The organism is Methylocella tundrae, assembly GCF_901905185.1.
In the GTDB taxonomy this organism is placed as follows: Bacteria; Pseudomonadota; Alphaproteobacteria; order Rhizobiales; family Beijerinckiaceae; genus Methylocapsa; species Methylocapsa tundrae.
Genome location: NZ_CABFMQ020000087.1, coordinates 171,303 through 191,939, shown reverse-complemented (window position 1 = coordinate 191,939; position 20,637 = coordinate 171,303). Strand labels below are relative to the sequence as shown.

The 20,637-nt window shown below is 61.8% G+C and carries 21 protein-coding genes and 1 pseudogene; 4 read left to right on the top strand and 18 right to left on the bottom strand.

All coding sequences use genetic code 11. The annotated features are described in order from the left end of the window. Positions 1 to 19: 19 nt before the first annotated feature. Positions 20 to 607 (top strand): GNAT family N-acetyltransferase, encoded by a 588-nt coding sequence (locus MPC4_RS13365; protein WP_174512937.1) that lies wholly within the window; start codon positions 20 to 22, stop codon positions 605 to 607. A 191-nt stretch (positions 608 to 798) separates the two neighbouring features. After that, the gene (locus MPC4_RS13360; protein ID WP_174512936.1) at positions 799 to 2,229 is read left to right on the top strand and encodes a homospermidine synthase; all 1,431 of its coding nucleotides are present in this window, start codon (positions 799 to 801) and stop codon (positions 2,227 to 2,229) included. A 134-nt stretch (positions 2,230 to 2,363) separates the two neighbouring features. Here the strand turns inward: MPC4_RS13360 and MPC4_RS13355 are convergent, their stop codons facing one another. Further along, positions 2,364 to 3,554, bottom strand: a complete 1,191-nt coding sequence (locus tag MPC4_RS13355) for a DUF6537 domain-containing protein (RefSeq protein ID WP_244629003.1) — start codon at positions 3,552 to 3,554, stop codon at positions 2,364 to 2,366. Positions 3,555 to 3,581: 27 nt separating this feature from the next. On the opposite strand from MPC4_RS13355, the pseudogene MPC4_RS13350 reads away from it, so the two are divergent. After that, a pseudogene (locus MPC4_RS13350) lies at positions 3,582 to 4,040 on the top strand (saccharopine dehydrogenase C-terminal domain-containing protein); the annotation flags it as partial. Positions 4,041 to 4,174: 134 nt separating this feature from the next. Here the strand turns inward: MPC4_RS13350 and MPC4_RS13345 are convergent. The 11 genes from MPC4_RS13345 to MPC4_RS13295 form a co-directional block, all read right to left on the bottom strand. Continuing rightward, on the bottom strand, positions 4,175 to 7,693 hold the full coding sequence (locus MPC4_RS13345; RefSeq protein WP_174512934.1) for an indolepyruvate ferredoxin oxidoreductase family protein: 3,519 nt from the start codon (positions 7,691 to 7,693) through the stop codon (positions 4,175 to 4,177). A gap of 205 nt (positions 7,694 to 7,898) precedes the next feature. Next, positions 7,899 to 9,020 (bottom strand): pyrroloquinoline quinone biosynthesis protein PqqE, encoded by a 1,122-nt coding sequence (gene pqqE / locus MPC4_RS13340; protein ID WP_174512933.1) that lies wholly within the window; start codon positions 9,018 to 9,020, stop codon positions 7,899 to 7,901. Continuing rightward, the gene (gene pqqD / locus MPC4_RS13335) at positions 9,017 to 9,301 is read right to left on the bottom strand and encodes a pyrroloquinoline quinone biosynthesis peptide chaperone PqqD (protein WP_425312470.1); all 285 of its coding nucleotides are present in this window, start codon (positions 9,299 to 9,301) and stop codon (positions 9,017 to 9,019) included. Before pqqD ends, pqqE begins: the two co-directional genes overlap by 4 nt. After that, complete coding sequence (pqqC, locus tag MPC4_RS13330) at positions 9,298 to 10,062, bottom strand: pyrroloquinoline-quinone synthase PqqC (protein WP_174512932.1); 765 nt, start codon at positions 10,060 to 10,062, stop codon at positions 9,298 to 9,300. Before pqqC ends, pqqD begins: the two co-directional genes overlap by 4 nt. Further along, positions 10,059 to 10,958, bottom strand: coding sequence for a pyrroloquinoline quinone biosynthesis protein PqqB (gene pqqB / locus MPC4_RS13325; protein ID WP_174512931.1), 900 nt, complete (start codon positions 10,956 to 10,958; stop codon positions 10,059 to 10,061). The genes pqqC and pqqB overlap by 4 nt, the downstream gene beginning before the upstream one ends. A 43-nt stretch (positions 10,959 to 11,001) precedes the next feature. Beyond that, entirely contained in the window at positions 11,002 to 11,079 is a 78-nt protein-coding gene (gene pqqA / locus MPC4_RS21785; protein ID WP_134492293.1) for a pyrroloquinoline quinone precursor peptide PqqA, read from the bottom strand. Between the two features lie 233 nt (positions 11,080 to 11,312). Beyond that, complete coding sequence (gene leuD, locus MPC4_RS13315; protein WP_174512930.1) at positions 11,313 to 11,918, bottom strand: 3-isopropylmalate dehydratase small subunit; 606 nt, start codon at positions 11,916 to 11,918, stop codon at positions 11,313 to 11,315. A gap of 159 nt (positions 11,919 to 12,077) precedes the next feature. Next, the gene (locus MPC4_RS13310; protein WP_134486834.1) at positions 12,078 to 12,497 is read right to left on the bottom strand and encodes a metallopeptidase family protein; all 420 of its coding nucleotides are present in this window, start codon (positions 12,495 to 12,497) and stop codon (positions 12,078 to 12,080) included. A 78-nt stretch (positions 12,498 to 12,575) separates the two neighbouring features. Beyond that, positions 12,576 to 13,184, bottom strand: a complete 609-nt coding sequence (locus MPC4_RS13305; protein ID WP_174512929.1) for a Smr/MutS family protein — start codon at positions 13,182 to 13,184, stop codon at positions 12,576 to 12,578. Next, the gene (gene mltA / locus MPC4_RS13300) at positions 13,181 to 14,242 is read right to left on the bottom strand and encodes a murein transglycosylase A (RefSeq protein WP_174512928.1); all 1,062 of its coding nucleotides are present in this window, start codon (positions 14,240 to 14,242) and stop codon (positions 13,181 to 13,183) included. The genes MPC4_RS13305 and mltA overlap by 4 nt, the downstream gene beginning before the upstream one ends. 27 nt (positions 14,243 to 14,269) lie before the next feature. Further along, positions 14,270 to 15,004, bottom strand: a complete 735-nt coding sequence (locus tag MPC4_RS13295; protein ID WP_174512927.1) for a Tim44/TimA family putative adaptor protein — start codon at positions 15,002 to 15,004, stop codon at positions 14,270 to 14,272. A 142-nt stretch (positions 15,005 to 15,146) separates the two neighbouring features. Here MPC4_RS13295 and MPC4_RS13290 point away from each other — a divergent pair, with 142 nt between their 5' ends. Then, positions 15,147 to 15,668: an FxsA family protein gene (locus MPC4_RS13290; protein WP_174512926.1), complete on the top strand. Its 522-nt coding sequence runs from the start codon at positions 15,147 to 15,149 to the stop codon at positions 15,666 to 15,668. Between the two features lies 1 nt (position 15,669). Here MPC4_RS13290 and MPC4_RS13285 read toward each other — a convergent pair whose 3' ends face one another. The 6 genes from MPC4_RS13285 to MPC4_RS13260 all read right to left on the bottom strand — a co-directional run bounded on the left by MPC4_RS13285 (position 15,670) and on the right by MPC4_RS13260 (position 20,439). After that, the gene (locus MPC4_RS13285) at positions 15,670 to 16,686 is read right to left on the bottom strand and encodes a C39 family peptidase (protein ID WP_174512925.1); all 1,017 of its coding nucleotides are present in this window, start codon (positions 16,684 to 16,686) and stop codon (positions 15,670 to 15,672) included. Between the two features lie 315 nt (positions 16,687 to 17,001). Further along, the gene (locus MPC4_RS13280; protein ID WP_174512924.1) at positions 17,002 to 17,742 is read right to left on the bottom strand and encodes a helix-turn-helix domain-containing protein; all 741 of its coding nucleotides are present in this window, start codon (positions 17,740 to 17,742) and stop codon (positions 17,002 to 17,004) included. A gap of 279 nt (positions 17,743 to 18,021) precedes the next feature. After that, positions 18,022 to 18,474: a hypothetical protein gene (locus MPC4_RS13275; RefSeq protein WP_174512923.1), complete on the bottom strand. Its 453-nt coding sequence runs from the start codon at positions 18,472 to 18,474 to the stop codon at positions 18,022 to 18,024. 2 nt (positions 18,475 to 18,476) lie between these two features. Further along, positions 18,477 to 19,298, bottom strand: coding sequence for a pyrroline-5-carboxylate reductase (gene proC, locus MPC4_RS13270; RefSeq protein ID WP_244629002.1), 822 nt, complete (start codon positions 19,296 to 19,298; stop codon positions 18,477 to 18,479). A 1-nt stretch (position 19,299) separates the two neighbouring features. Further along, positions 19,300 to 19,800: a type III secretion system chaperone family protein gene (locus MPC4_RS13265; RefSeq protein ID WP_134486856.1), complete on the bottom strand. Its 501-nt coding sequence runs from the start codon at positions 19,798 to 19,800 to the stop codon at positions 19,300 to 19,302. Positions 19,801 to 20,172: 372 nt separating this feature from the next. Beyond that, positions 20,173 to 20,439, bottom strand: a complete 267-nt coding sequence (locus tag MPC4_RS13260) for an accessory factor UbiK family protein (RefSeq protein WP_134486859.1) — start codon at positions 20,437 to 20,439, stop codon at positions 20,173 to 20,175. Positions 20,440 to 20,637: the final 198 nt, after the last annotated feature.

The following is a 20,637-nucleotide window of genomic DNA, read 5'->3' as shown; positions in this document are numbered from 1 at the left end:
GGCGCCGGCGGAGGCACTGATGACCTTGATCCTGAACCATTTCGTCGCTGAGGCGCCTGTCGTTATCGGACGCGTCAGCGAACCTCAGATTTATATCGCCGACGAGACCGGCGCCGATTTTTTTGCGCGCGAGGCTTTGCTTGACGCGGCTTTCGGCCCGGCGCGGTTCGAAAAAACTGCCGAGCGGCTGCGTGAAGGTCGGGCGCCCGCCGACGGGCTGGCGCTGGTCATGAAGGACGCCGACGCGCTGATCGGGACGCTGCGTCTGTGGCATGTCGACGCCGGCGGCGTCGACGCCCTGCTGCTGGGGCCGCTCGCGATCGCGACATCGCATCGCTCGCGCGGATTTGGCCGCAGGCTGATGGCTGAAGCGCTGTTTCGCGCTTTTGTTTCGGGACATAGCGCGGTGCTGCTGGTTGGAGACGCGCCTTATTACGAAGCGTTCGGATTTTCGCGCCGCCACACGCAAAACCTCATCCTGCCGGGGCCGGTCGATGAGGCTCGGTTCCTCGGCCTCGAACTCGTCGCGGGCGCGTTGCGGCGCGCGAAAGGTCTCGTCACGCCGACGGGGCCTGCCGCCGGGGTGGATCTGCGCGAGGCCGCCTGATCGGATTCTTGGTCATGAGGGCGACACGGGACTGTGCTTTGTTCTTCAGCCGGCTTCCGGCTGAGATGAGCGGCTGCAACTTGGTCCCCGGTCTCGGCGCCGTGAGTCCTCATCCTTGACTTGGCTGTCCGCGTTGCATAGTCGCGAGGAGAGGCGCGTTTGCATCCTCAACTCTATCTGGAGATAAATGAATGTCGCAATGGCCCGTGCATGGCGCGATTACAGGTCCGATCGTCCTGATCGGCTTCGGCTCGATCGGGCGCGGAATATTGCCCCTGATCGAGCGGCATTTCACCTTCGACAAGGCGCGCTTCACCGTCATCGACCCCGAAGACAAGGACCGTCATCTGCTCGATGAGCGCGGCATCGCTTTCGTGAAGGAAGCCGTCACGCGGGAAAACTTCGTCGATCTCCTGAAGCCCTTGCTCACCGAGGGCGAGGGCCAGGCTTTTCTCGTCAATCTCTCCATCGACGTCTCCTCGGTCGCGATCATGCGTCTTTGCCATGAGGTCGGCGCGCTCTACATCGACACGGTCGCCGAACCCTGGGTTGGATTTTATACCGACACGCGGCTGACGCAGTCCGAACGCTCGAACTATGCGCTGCGCGAGGCGGTGCTTGATTTACGCAGGGCGATCGGTCCCGGACCCACGGCGATTTCCTGCTGCGGCGCCAATCCCGGCATGGTGTCCTGGTTCGTCAAGCAGGCGCTTTTGAATGTCGCCGCTGATTGCGGAATAGAGGCCGAGGCTCCGACGACACGTCAGCACTGGGCGGAGCTCGCCCGCCAGGTTGGAGTCGAAGGCATCCACATCGCCGAGCGCGACACGCAGCGCGCGCGTTCGCCCAAGCCGATGGGGGTTTTCGTCAACACCTGGTCGGTCGAAGGCTTCATCTCGGAAGGCCTGCAGCCAGCCGAACTCGGCTGGGGCACGCATGAGAAGCATTTGCCCCCAGAGGGCAAGCGGCACGCTTTCGGCCCCGATTGCGCGATCTATCTGATGCGTCCCGGCGCCGGCACGCGGGTGCGCTCCTGGACGCCGACGGCGAAAGCGCAGCATGGCTGGCTGATTACGCATAATGAATCGATTTCGATCGCCGACTATTTTACCGTGCGCGAAGCCGGCGAGGTGGTTTACCGGCCGACCTGCCACTATGCCTATCGCCCGGCTGACGACGCCGTTTTATCGCTCGATGAGATGGCGGGCGCGCAATGGCGCGCACAGGAGGAATCGCACATTCTGGAGGAGGACGAGATCGTCGACGGCATCGATGAACTCGGCGTGCTTCTCTATGGTCATGCGAAAAACGCCTATTGGTATGGCTCGCAGCTCTCGATCGAGGAAACGCGCCGCGTTGCGCCCTATCAGAACGCCACCGGGATGCAGGTAAGCTCGGCTGTCCTCGCCGGCATGGTCTGGGCGCTGGAGAATCCGCGCGCGGGCATTGTCGAGGCGGACGAACTCGATTTTCAGCGTTGCCTTGAAGTTCAGCGCCCCTATCTCGGGCCTGTCGTCGGCGAATATACCGATTGGACGCCGCTGAAGGACAGGGGCGTTTTGTTCGCCGAAGACCTCGACACGGATAGCCCGTGGCAATTCAAGAACGTCATCGTGCGGTAAAAAGCACATCCCGGGAAGCGCCCCAGGGCGCGTCTCGAAAGTGTGAGCCAACGGAGCAAGCCCGCCCTCGTGGGCAGAGAGGCCCCTTTGGGGCCTCTTCGCTATGAGGGCTTGAGGCGCCGGACGGGTCCGGTCTATTCCGCCGCGATTTTCATCGGTCTCGTTTCCTGTCGAAACTGGTCGAGCAGGGCATGGCTTTCGTTCTTCGCGGCTTCGAGACTGCGCAGCTTCACATGCCCGAAGCCGCGGATCTTCTGGGGAACCTCCGCCAGCGCGACGGCGAGCGCGTGATTGTCGGGCGATAGCCTTTCGACGATCTCATTGAGCAATATTTCATAATCGGCGATGAGTTTGCGCTCCAGCCGACGCTCCGCCGTATAGCCGAAGATATCAAACGGCGTTGCGCGCAAGAACTTCAGCCGTGCGAGCGCTTTGAACGCGGTCATCATCCAGGGGCCAAAGCTCGTCTTGACCGCTTCGCCTCTGGCGTTCTTTCGGCCGAGAATGGGCGGCGCGAGATGGAATTCGAATCTGAGATCGCCCTCGAAGGTTTGGGCGACCTGCTTTGCAAAGCTCCCGTCGGTATAGAGCCGCGCGACCTCATATTCGTCCTTGACAGCCATCAGTTTGAAAAGAGCGCGCGCGACCGCTTGCGTCAATTCCAGGCTTCCAGGGGTCCGTTCGCGCTCAGCCTCTTTGATGAAGGACACCGTGGACAGATAACGCCTGGCGTAAGCAGCGTTCTCGTAAGCCGAAAGAAAAGCGGCGCGCGACGCAATGAGTTCTTCGAGCGTTTGCGTCGCCTTTGGAGCCAGCGGGCTCCGACCCAGCCCGCCGATGAAGGCTGCGACAGCCTCCATATCCGCGGCGGCGCGGCGCCCCCACAAAAACGCTTGGCTGTTCATCTCGACCGCTTCGCCATTCAGTTCGATGGCGCGAAGCAGCGATGCGTCGTCAAGGGGCACAAAACCGTGCTGCCATGCGTAGCCGAGCATGAACATATTGGCCGCGATCGAATTGCCGAGCAGCGCTGTCGCCATTCCGGTGGCGTTGATGAAGCGCGCGCCATCGCCGGCGGCCTGCTCGATGGCGCGTTTGATCGCCGCGCTGGGCAAAGTGAAATCGGCGTCGCGCGTAAACTCGCCGGGGTAGATTTCGGCGGTGTTGACGACGACGCCAGCCTCGCCTCTGCGGATGGCGGCGCGCGCCTGAGCCGATCCCGACACGACAAGATCGCAGCCGAGAATGAGATCGGCCTCGCCGGCGGCGACGCGAATGGCGTGAATGTCGGCGGGATTTTGGGCGATCTTGACATGGCTCAGCACGGCGCCGCCCTTTTGCGCGAGCCCTGCCATGTCGATGACGCCGCCGTTTTATCGCTCGATGAGATGGCGGGCGCGCAATGGCGCGCACAGGAGGAATCGCACATTCTGGAGGAGGACGAGATCGTCGACGGCATCGATGAACTCGGCGTGCTTCTCTATGGTCATGCGAAAAACGCCTATTGGTATGGCTCGCAGCTCTCGATCGAGGAAACGCGCCGCGTTGCGCCCTATCAGAACGCCACCGGGATGCAGGTAAGCTCGGCTGTCCTCGCCGGCATGGTCTGGGCGCTGGAGAATCCGCGCGCGGGCATTGTCGAGGCGGACGAACTCGATTTTCAGCGTTGCCTTGAAGTTCAGCGCCCCTATCTCGGGCCTGTCGTCGGCGAATATACCGATTGGACGCCGCTGAAGGACAGGGGCGTTTTGTTCGCCGAAGACCTCGACACGGATAGCCCGTGGCAATTCAAGAACGTCATCGTGCGGTAAAAAGCACATCCCGGGAAGCGCCCCAGGGCGCGTCTCGAAAGTGTGAGCCAACGGAGCAAGCCCGCCCTCGTGGGCAGAGAGGCCCCTTTGGGGCCTCTTCGCTATGAGGGCTTGAGGCGCCGGACGGGTCCGGTCTATTCCGCCGCGATTTTCATCGGTCTCGTTTCCTGTCGAAACTGGTCGAGCAGGGCATGGCTTTCGTTCTTCGCGGCTTCGAGACTGCGCAGCTTCACATGCCCGAAGCCGCGGATCTTCTGGGGAACCTCCGCCAGCGCGACGGCGAGCGCGTGATTGTCGGGCGATAGCCTTTCGACGATCTCATTGAGCAATATTTCATAATCGGCGATGAGTTTGCGCTCCAGCCGACGCTCCGCCGTATAGCCGAAGATATCAAACGGCGTTGCGCGCAAGAACTTCAGCCGTGCGAGCGCTTTGAACGCGGTCATCATCCAGGGGCCAAAGCTCGTCTTGACCGCTTCGCCTCTGGCGTTCTTTCGGCCGAGAATGGGCGGCGCGAGATGGAATTCGAATCTGAGATCGCCCTCGAAGGTTTGGGCGACCTGCTTTGCAAAGCTCCCGTCGGTATAGAGCCGCGCGACCTCATATTCGTCCTTGACAGCCATCAGTTTGAAAAGAGCGCGCGCGACCGCTTGCGTCAATTCCAGGCTTCCAGGGGTCCGTTCGCGCTCAGCCTCTTTGATGAAGGACACCGTGGACAGATAACGCCTGGCGTAAGCAGCGTTCTCGTAAGCCGAAAGAAAAGCGGCGCGCGACGCAATGAGTTCTTCGAGCGTTTGCGTCGCCTTTGGAGCCAGCGGGCTCCGACCCAGCCCGCCGATGAAGGCTGCGACAGCCTCCATATCCGCGGCGGCGCGGCGCCCCCACAAAAACGCTTGGCTGTTCATCTCGACCGCTTCGCCATTCAGTTCGATGGCGCGAAGCAGCGATGCGTCGTCAAGGGGCACAAAACCGTGCTGCCATGCGTAGCCGAGCATGAACATATTGGCCGCGATCGAATTGCCGAGCAGCGCTGTCGCCATTCCGGTGGCGTTGATGAAGCGCGCGCCATCGCCGGCGGCCTGCTCGATGGCGCGTTTGATCGCCGCGCTGGGCAAAGTGAAATCGGCGTCGCGCGTAAACTCGCCGGGGTAGATTTCGGCGGTGTTGACGACGACGCCAGCCTCGCCTCTGCGGATGGCGGCGCGCGCCTGAGCCGATCCCGACACGACAAGATCGCAGCCGAGAATGAGATCGGCCTCGCCGGCGGCGACGCGAATGGCGTGAATGTCGGCGGGATTTTGGGCGATCTTGACATGGCTCAGCACGGCGCCGCCCTTTTGCGCGAGCCCTGCCATGTCGATGACGCCGCAGCCCTTGCCTTCGATATGGGCGGCCATGCCGAGAATGGCGCCAATGGTCACAACTCCCGTGCCGCCGACTCCGGTGACGAGAATGCCATAAGGACGCGGCCCGATCACGGGCAACCGCGGACGTGGCGGAGCCGGGGCGCCGAAATCCTGCCGCCCCGACGCCTTTTTTAACGTGGCGCCGTGAACGGTCACGAAGGAAGGACAAAAGCCTTCAGCGCAGGAAAAATCCTTGTTGCAGCTTGATTGATCAATGACACGCTTGCGCCCGAATTCAGTTTCGAGAGGCTGAATGGACACGCAATTCGATTTCACGCCGCAATCGCCGCAGCCCTCGCAGACGAGTTCGTTGATGATGACGCGCTTTTCGGGATCGGCATATTCGCCGCGCTTGCGGCGCCGGCGCTTCTCGGTGGCGCATGTCTGATCATAAATCAGCACGGTGACGCCCGAAACGGCGGCGAGTTCGCGCTGCGCCTCGTCAAGTTCGCGGCGATGGCGGACGGAAAGGCCGGGGGGCCATTTGAGGTTGGCCGGATATTTCTCTGGATCATCCGTCACGACAATGATGCGGGCGACGTTTTCGGCGGCGACCTGCCTTGCGATGCGGTCCACCGAAAGGTCGCCTTCGAGCCGCTGGCCGCCCGTCATCGCGATCGTGCTGTTGAAGAGGATTTTATAGGTGATGTTGGCGCGCGCCGTGACGGCGAAGCGCAAGGCGAGAATGCCGGAGTGATTATAGGTGCCGTCGCCAAGATTCTGGAAAACATGCGGGCGTTTCGAGAAAGGCGCTTCGCCGACCCAATTGGCGCCTTCGCCGCCCATCTGGGTAACCCCCTCGGTGGCGCGGTCCATCGACTGGACCATATAGTGGCAGCCGATGCCGGCATAAGCGCGCATGCCGTCCGGCACCTGCGTCGAACTATTATGGGGACAGCCAGAGCAGAAATAGGGTGAGCGCGCCGGAAGCGTCTCGCCGGAGCCGAGCATCGCCTGCGCGCGCTCAAGCGCCTCGAGGCGCTGCTCGAGCCTCTCGCTCCGATTGGCGCGCAGCAGGCGACGCCCGATGGCGATGGCGATGTCATTCGCGTCAAGAGCGCCAGCGGCTGGAAATAGCCAGCGGCCGTTTTCATCCTTTTTACCGATCAGCGTCGGCTGGTTTGGCGATCCGTAGAGTTCTTCGCGCAGCTGCGCCTCGATCAGCGAACGCTTCTCCTCGACGACGATGATGAGATCGAGTCCTTGTGCGAATTGCCTCAAGGCGATGGGCTCGAGCGGCCAGACGCAGCCGATCTTGAGGATGCGCAGGCCAAGCGCATTGGCGCCGACTTCGTCGAGGCCGAGTTCGTCCATCGCCTGGCGCACGTCGAGATAGGACTTGCCCGCGGCGATCACGCCAATTTTTGCATTGGTCCCGCCCGAAGTGATGATCCTGTTCAGGCGGTTTGCGCGAACCCAGGCGAGCACTGCGTCGCGCTTGAAATTGTGCAGTCTTCGTTCCTGTTCGAGGACCGGATCGCGCGCGCGAATGTTGAGGCCGCCGGGCGGCATGACAAAATCAGCCGGCGTGACGGACCTTGCGCGGTCGATCGAAGCCTCGATCGAGGCGGTCGATTCGACGGTCTCCTTAACGAGCTTCACGCCGACCCATACGCCGGCGTAGCGGCTCATCGCATAGCCAAAAAGCCCGTAATCAATGATCTCCTGCACGCCCGCCGGCGAGAGAATGGGCATCATGGCGTTGATGAAGTTGAACTCCGACTGATGCGCGGTCGTTGAGGACTCGGCCGTATGATCGTCGCCCATCAGGGCGAGAACTCCGCCATATTTGGACGCGCCAGCGAGATTGACGTGCCGAAACACATCGCCGCTGCGGTCGACTCCGGGGCCTTTGCCGTACCAGACCCCGAAAACGCCGTCGAAAGCGCCTTCACCGCGCATCTCGGCTTGCTGCGAGCCCCAGATGGCTGTGGCGGCGAGATCCTCGTTGAGGCCCGGCTGAAACCGAATGCCGTTGGGCTCCAGCACGCTTTTCGCGCGCAGGAAATTATGGTCGAGGCCGCCGAGGGGGGAACCCGGATAGCCTGAGATGAACCCCGCCGTCTTCAATCCGGCGCGGCGGTCGAGTTCCCTTTGCATGAGCAAAAGCCGGACGATCGCCTGCGGACCCGAGACAAACACTCTTTGTCTCGTGAGGTCATATTTATCGGCGAGGGAGACGTCGGCGGCAGAAATGAGCTTCGGCTCCCCGATGCGATCGAGCGGGCCTTTCACCACCTCCGCCATCGCTCTTTTTCTCCTGCCGGGGCCCGCCAGCCAAACTGCATCGTCCAACCTATAGGCCGGGACAGTGCGCTTGCCAAGATTCTAGAGCATTGTCACGTAAGGGCGCAAAGCCTCGGGTCCCCATAAGGCGCTGATCGAAGCGGCTTTGCCGAGTTTTCCACCGCTGATGCGCGCCGCGCCGGCGGAAACCGGCCGGCGAGGAAGCTTATTCCGCTGGCAGGGGCGATTTTATGGCGCGATAGACGTATGCAGCCTCGGTGGCGGCTTCTTCCTCGCTGGCATGTGCGGCAATCGCGGCCACCTTGTCGTGATGGGGCGAGAGGTGGCAGACCGGATCAGCGGCGCGCGCATCGCCGGTGAGGGCGAGCGCCTGGCAGCGGCAGCCGCCGAAGTCAATTTCCTTGCGGGGGCAGGAGCGGCAGGGCTCCTGCATCCACTCCGTGCCGCGAAACGCGTTGAACGCCGGCGATCGGAACCAGATGTCCTCAAGGGAATGATCGCGCACATTCCAGAATTCCAGTCCTGGAATCGTTTCCGCGGCATGACAAGGCAAAGCCTTGCCGCTGGGCGTGACGTTCAGCGTCCGTTTGGCCCAGCCACCCATGCAGGCCTTGGGATATTGCGCGTGGTAGTCTGGAATCACATGGTCGATGACGATGACGCCGGCGTAGGTCTCACGCAGCGCCTCAACTTCGGCTATCGCAGCGTCCGCCTGCGCTTTCGTCGGCATCAGCGCCGCCCGGTTGACCATGCCCCAGCCGTAATACTGCGTATGAGCGATCTCGACGCGCCTTGCGCCGAGCGCTACGGCAAGTTTCACCATCTCGCCGGCGCGGGAAATATTGGCGCGATGAATGACGGCGTTGACCGTGAGCGGCAGGCCAGCCTCGATAATCCACCCGGCGGCCGCCTGCTTGCGCGCGAAGGCGCCCTCATAGCCGGCGATGCGATCGGCGGATTTCCCGACCGAATCCTGGATCGAGAGCTGGGCGTGATCGAGCCCCGCGTCGGCAAGCGCCTTGACGCGCTCCCGCGTCAGGCCGATGCCCGACGTGATGAGATTGGTATAGAGGCCAACGGATGCGCAATGCGCGACGATCTCCAGAAGATCACGCCGCGCGGCGGGCTCGCCGCCAGACAGATGCGCGTGCAGGACGCCGAGAGCCGCGGCTTCCGAAAACACCTTCTTCCACGCCGCCGTGTCGATCTCGTCTGCGCGCGCGTCGAGTTCCAGCGGGTTGGAGCAGTAAGGGCAGCCGAGCGGGCAGCGATGCGTCAGTTCGGCGAGAAGGCCGACCGGATTTGGCGTTTTGACCGGAGCATTCATAGGTCCACCATGCGTTTGGCGGCAAGACCATTCAAAAGGGCGCGCACATCGGCATCGATTCGCGCGCGATCGGCTGCGTAAGCCGCCGCCAGATCATCGACGATCGTCTCGATCGTCGTCTCGCCATCGACGCGCTGCAGGATCGCCACCGCGATCGCGTCAACCTTGACGACCCTCTCGGGGGCGAGCAGCAGCCATTCGCCCCGAGTCTCATCCTGCTTCAATCTTACGCCGCGCGGCATGCGCGGGATCAGGCCGCTCGTTTGCGCCGTTTCGTTCACGCCGCTTCTCCGCGCGCCTTGGCGACTGAGCCGGGCTCCCAGGCGCCGGGAGGGACCGCGCCTTCCACATAGGCGCTCCACAAAGAGTCGAGCTGGGCCCACAGCACCGAGCATTTGAACTCGAGCGCCTTGACGACGAGCTCCTGTTCGGCGCGCGTTTTAGCGTGCTGAACGGCGAAATTCAGTGCGAATTCTGCGTCGCGCTTGGCCTGCGGCGGACGTTGCGAGAAATAGGCGAGCGTCTCGGAGCTGACGAAGCTATAATGCGCCAGCATGCCGGCGACACGCTCGCCAATGATGTTTGGCGAGAACAATTCCGTCAAAGACGAGGCGACGGCTTCGGTCACGCTGCGGGTCCGGCAAAATTCGACATAGGCTTCAACAGCGAAGCGCGTTCCGGGCAGAATGCCCTCCGTCGAGATCACATAGTCGCGTGAAAATCCTAGGCTGTCGGTGAGCTTCAGCCAGCGCTCGATGCCGCCGTCGCCTTCGCGCAGGCCGTCATGGTCCTCGATCCGTTTGCGCCATTGCCGCCGGTCTTCCGCATTTGAGAGACGCGTCAGCACGGTCGCATCCTTGATCGGAATCATGGATTGATAATAGTAGCGGTTCAGCGCCCAGGCCTGCACCTCTTCATAGGCGCAGCCGCCGCTGTGCAGGCGGCGATGGAAGCGATGCAGATTATGGTAGCGTTCCGCGCCGACCTGGCGCAGCCGCGCTTCCAATTCTTTGGCGGTCAGTTTTGCCGAATCATCCGTCATTGCTTGACCTCCATGCCATCATAGGCGACCTCCCACCCTGCCTTTTCGACGCTTTCGCGCTCTTTCGAATCCTCGATAAGAATCGGATTCGTATTATTGATATGCACATAGATTTTTCTGGCGATTCCGCTAGACGCGAAACGCGCCAGCGAGCCGTTTTCTCCGCTCAGCGCGACATGGCCCATGCGGTGAGCCGTCTTCGGCGAAAGGCCGAGGGCCAACATCTCATCGTCCGTATAGGTCGTGCCGTCGAAGAAAAGGACATCGGCGCCCCGCAACCGCTTTAAGACGCGCTCATTCACGTCGGAGCAGCCGGGAACGTAAAAGAAGCTCTTCGCTCCGTCGCTGATTTCGAGGCCAACGGTCGATTCGCCTTCGGCGCCGACGTCGACGACCTCTTCCTCGAGATAAAGCGGGATCTTGCCGGGCACCGCGAAGGGCGTGATTTTTAATCCGATGCCCGTATCGACGCTGGACTCAAGATCCACGGCGCGGGTTTGGACGAGGGTTTTATTCAAAACCCCGAAAACACTCGAGTTCGCCACTTGCGCCAAGGTCGCGTGGCTGCCGAACAGCGTAAAAGCCTGTTGTTCGCGCAGCGTCAAAAGACCAGCGAGATGATCGATGTCGCCATTGGTGACAAAGACCGCCGAAATCGGCGATTGTCTGCTGGCGCCGCGCGGATGCAGCGCCGGAGAATTGATGATTTGCTGGCGGAGATCAGGCGAGGCGTTGAGAAGAACCCAACGCTCGCCGTCAGCGCTCACCGCCAAACTGGACTGGCTGCGCGCCTTGACGCGTTTATCGCCGCTCCATGCAAGTTGGCAGACAGGACAGTTGCAGTTCCATTGCGGAAAGCCACCGCCCGCCGCCGAGCCGAGAACGAGAATGCGCAAGGCGCGAGCCGATCAGCGTTTACAGAAGCTTCAGTTTCAAGCTTCAGATTTCAGCAGAAGCGTAGCTGGTGACTTCCATGCCGACGCAAACTTCTGTGATGACGGGGGTTGACCAAGCCATATTAAGCCTCCTTAGAATTGCCGGGCATTGAGCCGAGTTAAAGTTTCCTACCTTGAACAGGTCTCAGCCCGTTCCAGACGCATATAACATCGCGTGTGGCATCTCGCCACGCATTTTTTTTTGACATCTGCGGTTTTTTGGCGCCAACCCTTTGATATTGAGGGGATTAAGGCTCATTTCCTGGGCGCGACGTTATATTCGATGAAAACCATAGCCGCGCCCGATCGAGCCTTTCAGAGCCATCCGCGCGCCGCGGCGGAGTTTTTTTCATAGGATTCGATGTGGGCGGCCTTCTCGAGCGTAAGGCCGATGTCGTCCAGCCCGTTCATCAGGCAATGCTTGCGGAAGGGGTCGATGTCGAATTTGACCACGCCGCCGTCCGGTCCGCGAATCTCCTGCGATTCGAGGTCGATGGACAGAGTGGCGTTGGCGCCCCGCTCGGCGTCATCCATCAACTTTTCAAGGTCTTCCGGTGCGACGACAATCGGCAGAATGCCGTTCTTGAAGCAATTATTGTAGAAAATATCTGCGAAGCTTGTCGAAATCACGCACCGGATGCCGAAATCAAGCAAAGCCCAAGGCGCATGCTCGCGCGATGAGCCGCACCCGAAGTTATCCTCAGCGACCAGGATCTTCGCGTTGCGATAAGCGGACTTGTTCAGCACGAAATCCGGATTTTCCGAACCATCTTCATTATAGCGCAATTCCGCGAACAGTCCGCTGCCGAGACCGGTCCGCTTGATGGTCTTCAGATATTGTTTCGGAATGATCATGTCGGTGTCGACATTGGTGATTTTCAGCGGCGCCGCGACGCCGTTGAGGGAAGTGAATTTTTCCATTGTGTTCGTCCTGATCGCCTACGGGCGGCGCCTCCATGAGGGCGCGCCGAAGGATTTGCTGCGCTTTCCCGCCTGGCGCGCGGGCGTCCAGCGTTTATCCGAAGCTCTTATCAAAGCGTTCTGCGGCAGGCAAACGCCAGCGGCCCGAAATCTGACGCTTCAGCGCATCGACTCCTCGATCGCCTCCATATCCGCGTCCGACAGCCCAAAATGGTGCCCGATCTCGTGCACCAGCACATGGGTAATGATTGCCCCTAGCGTATCCTCCTGGTCAGCCCAGAAATCGAGGATCGGGCGGCGGTAGAGCCAGACCATATTGGGAAACTGCCCAGTCTGGAGCGTCGAGGCGCCCTGCGCGAGGCCGCGGCCGCGAAAAAGCCCGAGCAGGTCGAACTCGGTCTCGCAATCCATGTCTTTCAGGGTCTCCTCGTCGGGAAAATCCTCGACCCGGATGATCACGCCTTCACACAGACGGCGAAACTCTTCCGGCAGTTCGGCGAACGCGTCCCTTGCTATCAGATCGAAGTCTTCGATCGAGGGCGCGGCAATATTTGTCCAGTCGAGATTGCGGGAAGTCATCGACAGCTCTCATCGTTGGGACAGGAATATTTAATATTTACAGTATAATGCAGTGATTTCACCGCGGAAAGAGGCAGCTTACTCGTGTAGGGGCCGGCGCCGCTTGATGCGCACATAAAGCGCTCCTGCGCCGCCATGCGGCCGCGACGCTTCCTCGAATCCGACGACGATCGTGTGATATTCGTGACCGCGCAACCATTGCGGCACGCTCCTGCGCAGGACGCCAGACGAGTCATCGTCAAAAGCGCCGCTGTCAGCCGGGAGACTGCGTCCGCCTTTGCCGGTCACGACGAGAACGAGTTTGGCGCCATCGCGCTGCGCTCGCGTCAGGAACTGATGCAGGGCGACGAAAGCCTCCTGACGGCGAAGGCCATGCAGATCGATCACTGCGTCCGGCGCCACGCGTCCGCGCGAGAGTTTTTGCCGAAGCCGGCGCTCCAGCGGCGCCAGGGGCGGGGCTTTGGCCCGCTCGGCGAGCGGCTGTTTCGGCGGGGGCTTGCTCGCCGGCTGGAGGGGAGCCTGTGCTTTGACGCCGGCGCCGTTCGCGGCTGGCGGAGCGGGCGCCTGAGGAAGAACGTTGGAGGGCCGTGGCGAGACCGATTTGGTCACCGCCAGCCAGAGCGAGATTTCTTCGGCGCTCAACAGGCGCAGCCGGCCCTTGCCGAAAGACGAAGCGCTTTCCTTCACCGGAGCGAACCCTCTTCGACGGGAAGAAAAACAATGAATTCGCCGGCATGTCGAACGGCGCCGGCGCGCGCGCCCGCTTCATCTCCAGATCCGAAGAAAATGTCCGCGCGCGCCGGTCCAACAATAGCAGAGCCGGTGTCCTGCGCAATCATCAGGCGTCGCAGGCGCCCTTCGGGCAGAGCCCCGGGGATGTCGGCGTCGACCCAGATCGGGGCGCCATAAGGATAGATGTCCCGGTCGATCGCGAGCGACCGCAAAGGGGTAAGGCTCAGCCCCGCGCCGCCGATCGGTCCCGCCTCGGCCTCGAGGTCCGGCGCGAGAGCGAAAAAAACATAGGATTGATTGCGGCGCATCAGTTCGGCGCCTTCTTCGCCCGGACGTTGCCCATGCGCGCGAATCCATTGTTTCAGCGCGGCGAGCGACATGGAGTCCTGGGCGATCTCGCGGGTGTCGATCAGGATTCGCCCGATCGACGTATAGGGCCACCCATTGCGGCCAGCATAGACGAGACGCAGCGATCGCCCGTCTTCAAGGCGCACGCGGGCGGAGCCCTGCACCTGAATCAAAAACACCTCGACGCGGTCGCGCAGCCAGACGATCGGGCGCGCCCCATCAGCAATCGCTCCGGCTTCGATCGCTGCGCGATCCGGCAAAGGGAAGTGTGCAGACAAAGGCCCCGGAGCCGATAGAATCGGGGCGGCAAAATCGGCCGAAGGACTCAAAGATCCGTTGACGATCGGTTCATAATAGCCGGTGAAGAAACCGGAAGGCGCGGGGTTGCGCGGCGGTGTGACCCTGAACGGTCGAAAATGCCGCTCGAAAAACTCTCGTGCTTCGCGCCTCCCGATCGAGCGCGGCGCGAGGGCGCGCCGGCAAATCTCGACGAGCGCCGGCGAGGGCGCGACGGCTTTGCGCAAGCTCGGCCGTCCCTCGATGACGCGGACGCAGGAGCGTTGAAAAACGGCGAAAGCGTCAGCATGGTCGTCCTCCGCGAAACCGCGCAGATCAGCGAAGGCGAGAGGCGAGAAGCCGTAATGGAGGGACGCTGCTGTTGGCATGAGCGCGAAGCGATAATCAGGCGTCCGTCAATGCCCGGCTCCGGTCGAGACGACCTTCCAATTCGGATCGCGCGAGCCGACATCGCGCGCGAAGCTCCATGTGTCATTGATTTCGACAACCTTGTCCGCGCTGCCCTCGATCACGGCGCCGGTCGAATCGCGAGTCGCGGTAATCATCTGCGCGGAGAAGCGCACCGCGATCTCGGCAATGCGGCCACGCAGGGCGGCGTCGCCAATGCCGCCATTGTCGATGGCGACAAAAGTGGTCTCGACCTTTTCGCCGCGCTTTTCACGCTCGCTCAAGGCCGCGGCGAAGCTGTCGTAGACATCCTTGGCGAGAAGATTTTGCAGAACCTGCCGGTCGCCATCGGCGAAGCTCGTCACGATCATTTCATAAGCGGCTTTGGCGCCGTCGAGGAATGGCTTGATCGCAAAAGACGGATCGGCCGCTGCTATGGCGTCGAGGCCCACCCATGCTTTTGAGCCCGGCTCGGCATAGGGCCTCCAGCGCTCGGCCGTATCGGTTGGGGTAACCGTCGAGGGCGGCGCGGCGTTCGGCGCCGCTGCTCCCGGCAGCGAAATGATTTTTGCCTCGGAATCGCCCGCCGCTCGCGGCGCGGCGCCGCGCGCGTCATTTATGAAGGGGTTTCTCGGCGGCTTCTCCTCGCCTGTGCGCGCGCCGAGAATGCTGCGCAGCTTCCACACGATGAAAGCGGCGAGGAAAGCGAAAATGATCGTCGTCAAATCAAAAGAATTTTGCATCGTTGCGCTTGACGCCCCAGGTCCGGTCGCGGCCAGTTGCGCCGCCAGTGTATCCTTATCATATATTCGTATCTGGGAAGGCGGATCGCTAAAGTCCAGATCGGGCGGCGGCGGACCTTCCACTCACTTGAACGGTTTTCGAATGCGCCTCAGCGCCCGGCTTCCGCTTTATATCGCTCTTTGGCTCGTCGCCGAGATCGTCGCCTTTGCCGTCGTCGCGCATGCGGCCGGCTTCGGCGGGGCGATGTTCCTTTGCCTGCTGACCAGCCTCGTCGGCGTCGCGATGCTGCGGCGCCTCGGTCTTTCCACCGCTTTCAGGCTGCGCCGGGCGATGGCGACGCGCTCGCATGAGGAAGCCGGCCTGTCGCGTGAGGCCGTGGTGGACGGCACGCTCGTCGGCGTCGGCTCGATTTTGTTGATTCTTCCCGGATTTGTGTCGGACTTCTTTGGCCTTGCTTTGGCCGCGCCCTCGGTGCGGGGGTGGCTGAGCGACAGAATTCAAAAAGGCGGCACGAGCCGTGGCCGGGGCGGGCGCAAAGCCGGTCCGGCGCTCGTCGATCTCGATCCGCAGGAATGGTCGCGACTGGACAACCCTGGGGCCGCGGCGCCCCAGCCTAAATTGAGAGCGACGAAAGCGCGGCCGCGTTCGCCGCGTGGCGCGTAGCTCAGATAGGCGGTCCGGAGACGATCTCAAGATAATTGCCGCCAACGCTGCTGAACGATCCGTAGGTCGTCCATTTCTGGACGAGAACGTTAGGTTCGTCCGTATCGACAGCCTCGACCCGTCGCGTTCCGTTCGATTGTGCGATGAATATGCCCATATAGGGACATTCGACGGAGGGAGCGGCGCCGGCGATGCCGCCCTCATATTTCATCTTCGAACCACCGCCCCAGGGGTCGATATAGAGAAATTCCGACGCCGACTTGTCGCAGCCGACGATGACGACGGTATGTCCTCCAGCATACCAGGCGATGATCTTGTGATGTTCGACATGCATGCCGACCGGGGAATCAAGAACGCCGACGCGAACAGGCACGCCTTTCGCCAACAAAGCCTTAATTGCAAGCCTTACTCTCGCGATCGTGTCTGACTTATACTTGACGTCGTAGCGCTCCGTGACGGCGTCAAGCGGCTCATGATAGGGCTTTTCGTACAAGAGCAGGCTGGTGTCGCCGAACAGTTCTTGCGAGCGCCCCTTGGCGACCGCGCCGCACATCATGGGTCCGAATTTCTTTTTATTTGCACTATTGTTCTGATCGAAGATGTTGTCGTCAAAACCCATCAGAAGATGCTGAATTTTGGCGATTTTGACGGGGTCCGATCCGCGGCAGGCATTCGCGAGCAGATCTATCTCCATGCCCGGCTGATTCTTGAAATCCCCAGCGAACACCGCCAGCTTCGCCTTGATGTCTCCATTGGCGTCATGACCCTCGAGCGTCAGAGCTTGAGCCGCGCTCGCCTTGATGGAAAAGCTGAGTTTTGCTGTGGATCTAGCTGTAACTGCAACAGAAACGCTCGGCAAGGGCGAGACGACGTTGCGCCGGTCAGGCGATGATGCGCCGGCCGGCGTCACGAAATCCATCAGGATCTGAGAGCCGACGTGCAGCCAGACAACGCGCTCTCCGTTGGAGTTCGTGAGGAAATTCTGTCCGTCCCCGTTCGGAAGTTCAAAGCTCGCCATCGCACTTCCTCCGTGACGTCATACGCCGCCCCGCCGGCCGGACGCTTCCGCTTCAGAACGATCCGCGTCGGCGTTGATGCTTTGACGTCAGGAGAAGCAGCGCATTCGCGGACTTTGCATTGTTCGCGCCGTTCCAGTCCGTGCTGGAAAAGCGGACGCGGCAAAAGCTAGGCGCTCGCGCTCGAAAGCGCCGTGCGGTTGGGCACGAGGCGCCCGATCCAGCGAAACGGGACGCCGCGACCCTAAAAGTGCGCCCACATCGTGATCTAAAGGGACTGCGTTCGGCGGGCCTTCGGCGAAATGTTTCCGCGTCCCTTAGCCGTCGGCGTCCTCCTTCATTGGGTGGGCGCGCGTCGGACTTGGGCGACGCCGCTCGAAGAGAGAACGCGTCAGCGTCAGCAGCGGCGTGGCGAGCCGGTTCAGATCCTCCGCGCGGGCGACGAGCCGTTCGCCTTGGGTCAATTCGCGGTCGAGCGCCGCCATCGTCGTGGCGAGTCCCGGGTCGTCATCGCGAAACCAGATCGGCAGGATGCGCGCCCAGGCGAGCGCCAGCCCTTGCAGCTTGATGGCGCCGACAGGGCCTTCCGTATCAATTCCAGCCGCTTCCAGCATGAAGCGCATCGAATTGACGGTAAGACGATTGACGGCCGCGGCGGCGATGGGATCGCCGCGCGTCCAGTCAAAAATCCCCTCCACCCCGAGCTTATAGGGTCTCAAAACGTCCAGACGGCGCATCAACACGTCGAACAAACGTTCCTTGGCGGGCTCGCCAACCAGCTCGTCGCCGCCGCTTTCGAGAACCGCCTTGTCGATCTTGCGGAAGAAAAGCGGAAGGATCGCGCCCTTCGCGGGAAAAAAATCGCGGAAGGTCGAGAGAGAGACATTGGCCCTGGCGGCGATGTCGGAAATCGTGATGTCGTTCCACTCGCGTTCGCCGGCGAGCTCCACCAGCGCTTCGAGAATGGCGTCTTTCGGATCCTTAGGCGTCGTCTTGATATCTTTGGCGCTCTTGTCGCCAGCGCCGCTCTTCCCGACGTCTTCTTTATGATCGATCATCGTCGCCTCCCGGCTGAACGCCGAACTGCTGTCCCGCAAAGCGGGCAGTCGGATGGTCAGCGGCTTTACCCGAGAGCCTTGCGCTCCCCAAGATCAGTCTAGCGGGTGTGGACGCCGCTTCCAAGGGCTCGACCCGCCCGCGCGGCGCTTTGCGCCGGCGCCGCGCTCTTTTTGCATAACTTCAAGACATGCCATCAGTTCAGACGCTTGCCGCATCATTTTGATGCGGGAGCGAAGCCGTGGTTCGCGCCATTCAATGTCTCGATCAGAAAGGGAAAGTCAGGGATGCGACAGCTTGTCATGAACAGCGTCGCAGGAGAGGCTGACAGGAACCCATCTGCCGTTTCTGAGGTTCAGCCGGCATCCGCCATTATTGGTGGCGATGAGACTCGAGACGAATGAGGGCGCGAGCAGAACCGAGCCAAAAGCGTTCGGGAAAGTCACCAACCCGATCTGTTCCAGATGCTCGGTGATCGAGGCGCATTTCTGAAAGGCCTTGATCTCCAGACCATCAGTCAGCAGCACGCTGCAGCGGGTCGGACTGGCGTCCAGAAAAACCTGGATGTCGGATAGCCGCGCGTAATTGAAGGCGCCTGGCGTCGCCGCGCGCAAGCTGAGAAACGCATCCGCCGCGACGCTCACGCCAGAGGACGCGAAGAGCGTCAGCCCCGTGGTCAGCACAGTCGTGAAAACGATCGCAAACCGAAGAGCCGAGGCGGGATTTGGCGTCATGGCTAGCCGGAGAGCGCCTCGGCCCGGTCTCGCGCCTTCTTGACGGCGCGGAGGATTAAAGGAGCCAGCGCATCGTCCGCCATCAGCACTTCGAGGGCAGCGGCGGTCGTTCCTCCGCGCGAGGTGACGCTTTCGCGCAGGAGGGCGGCAGAGCTCTCGCTTTGGAACAATAATTCGCCGGCGCCGGCAACAGTCGCGCGCGCCAGCCGCGCGGCGACCTCCGCAGGCAGGCCAAGAGCCGCGCCCGCCTCGGCAAGACATTCGACGAGATAGAACACATAGGCCGGCCCCGAGCCGGAGATGGCGGTGATGGCGTCGATCAGGCGCTCGTTGTCGACCCATTCGAACGCTCCGGTCGCGCCGATAAGGGCTTCGGCGGCGCTGCGCTGCGCTTCGGTCAGTCCCGCACTGGCGGCGAGCCCGGTGACGCCGCGACCGACGGATGCGGGAAGGTTCGGCATGGCGCGGATGATCGCCCCGGCGTCAGGCAGCCGGGCCGCGAGATTGGCGATCGTCTTGCCGGCGAGAATCGAGATGACCAGCGTTTGCGGCCCCGCGAGCGCTGCGAGCGATCTCGCCTCATCGAGAGCCTGCGGCTTGATCGCAAGGACGAGCACCTCCGGCGCCTGCGCCGGCGCGTTCAGCGCAAAGCCGCTCTTTGTTGAAAGCTCCGTGATATCTTCGCTCGCGTTCGGATCGAGGACGTAAAGCCCGGCGGGGTCAAAGCCCCGATCGAGCCAGGCGCGCAGCAAAGCTCCGCCCATCTTTCCGGCGCCGGCGAGAACTAGAGAGGCGGGAAAGCGGGGCTTTTGCGTCATCGTCATTCTAGGCTTCGCCCTTGGTCTCGAGCATGACCGTCTCGATCGCTTCGCGGCCGTTCTTGCCGGCCCAGACGACGAATTGAAACGCCTGGTAATAGCGCTCGCAAGCGCGCACCGCGCTGGTGAGGACAGTCTGGCACTGGTGGCCATTGAGCTCGGCGCCGCCGGACAGAACAATCGCGTGGCGGAACATGACGACGCCATCGTCCGGCCAGATGTCGAAATGGCCAAGCCACAATTGCTCGTTGATGAGCGAGATCAGCGCAACGACTTCGGCCTTGCGCGCCGACGGCGCCTTGAGGTCGAACGCGCAGGCGACATGCAGCGCCTCAAGATCCTCGAGCCAGGTGAAGGCGACATTATAATCGGTCCAGCTGCCCGCGACGGTAATGGAGATTTCATCCTCTTCGTCGCGGTCGAAAGGCCACTGATTATGCGCGGCCAGCCTCTCGATGAGATCCACGGGATGTTCCGAGCGGACAGCTTCGAATTGCAAAAGCGACATTCCAGGGCCTTTGAAGACAATGCGGCCAGGGAGCATTTACACCCCGGACGCGACGGCACGGCGCGGCGACGCGCATTCAAACATTGAACGGTGGCTTGGCGCCGCGGCGCCGACTCAAAAACCCCGTTCGATCACTGAACACGAAGGAATCACAAGGTGGCGTCCCTGCGCAACTGGGCGGGAGGCGGTTGTCCCCTGCCTAGCAAGCCCCAAGGCAGCGTCCCAGCAGTTTCGCGAAAGATAAGAATCCGTCTTTTGGCGCTTTAGACGCCCTTAAAATCGCGATTCAGCCGCGAAAAGACCGATTTTGTCCCGAAAACAACTCTTGCGCGAGCTTCTGGGGGCGCCGATAAAAATGCGGGCCGCGACGCTCTAATTGCCCGCTGCTTTGGCTTTTTGAGCGAGTTCAGCCTCGAAAGCCGCGAGTCGTGCGCTCAGCCTTTCGTTTTCGTCGCGCGCTTTGGCCGCCATTTGCTTAACCGCCTCGAATTCCTCGCGCGTCACGACGTCCATCGTCGCGAGCAGCCGCTCGAGCTGGCTCTTCATGGCGGTCTCGGCCTCGCGCCGCACGCCCTGCGCCATCTCTGTCGCGTCCGCCATCAGGCGGGTCAAATCCTCGAAAACCTTGTTCTGAGCCATTTTTGTCCTCCGATCGGCCGCGCTCCGGCGTGTAGGCGGCCAGCCTCGACTTCGAAGCCGTGACGTCCTGCGGCCTGTCCTGGAGCCGGATGAGTTTGGCCGGAATCACAATGCGATTACGTCAAAAGTCTCAATCCGTCTCTCATCTATAGGTTAGAGCATGAGTCGTCAGAAAGCCGGTTTCCGCTTTTCGGCGTC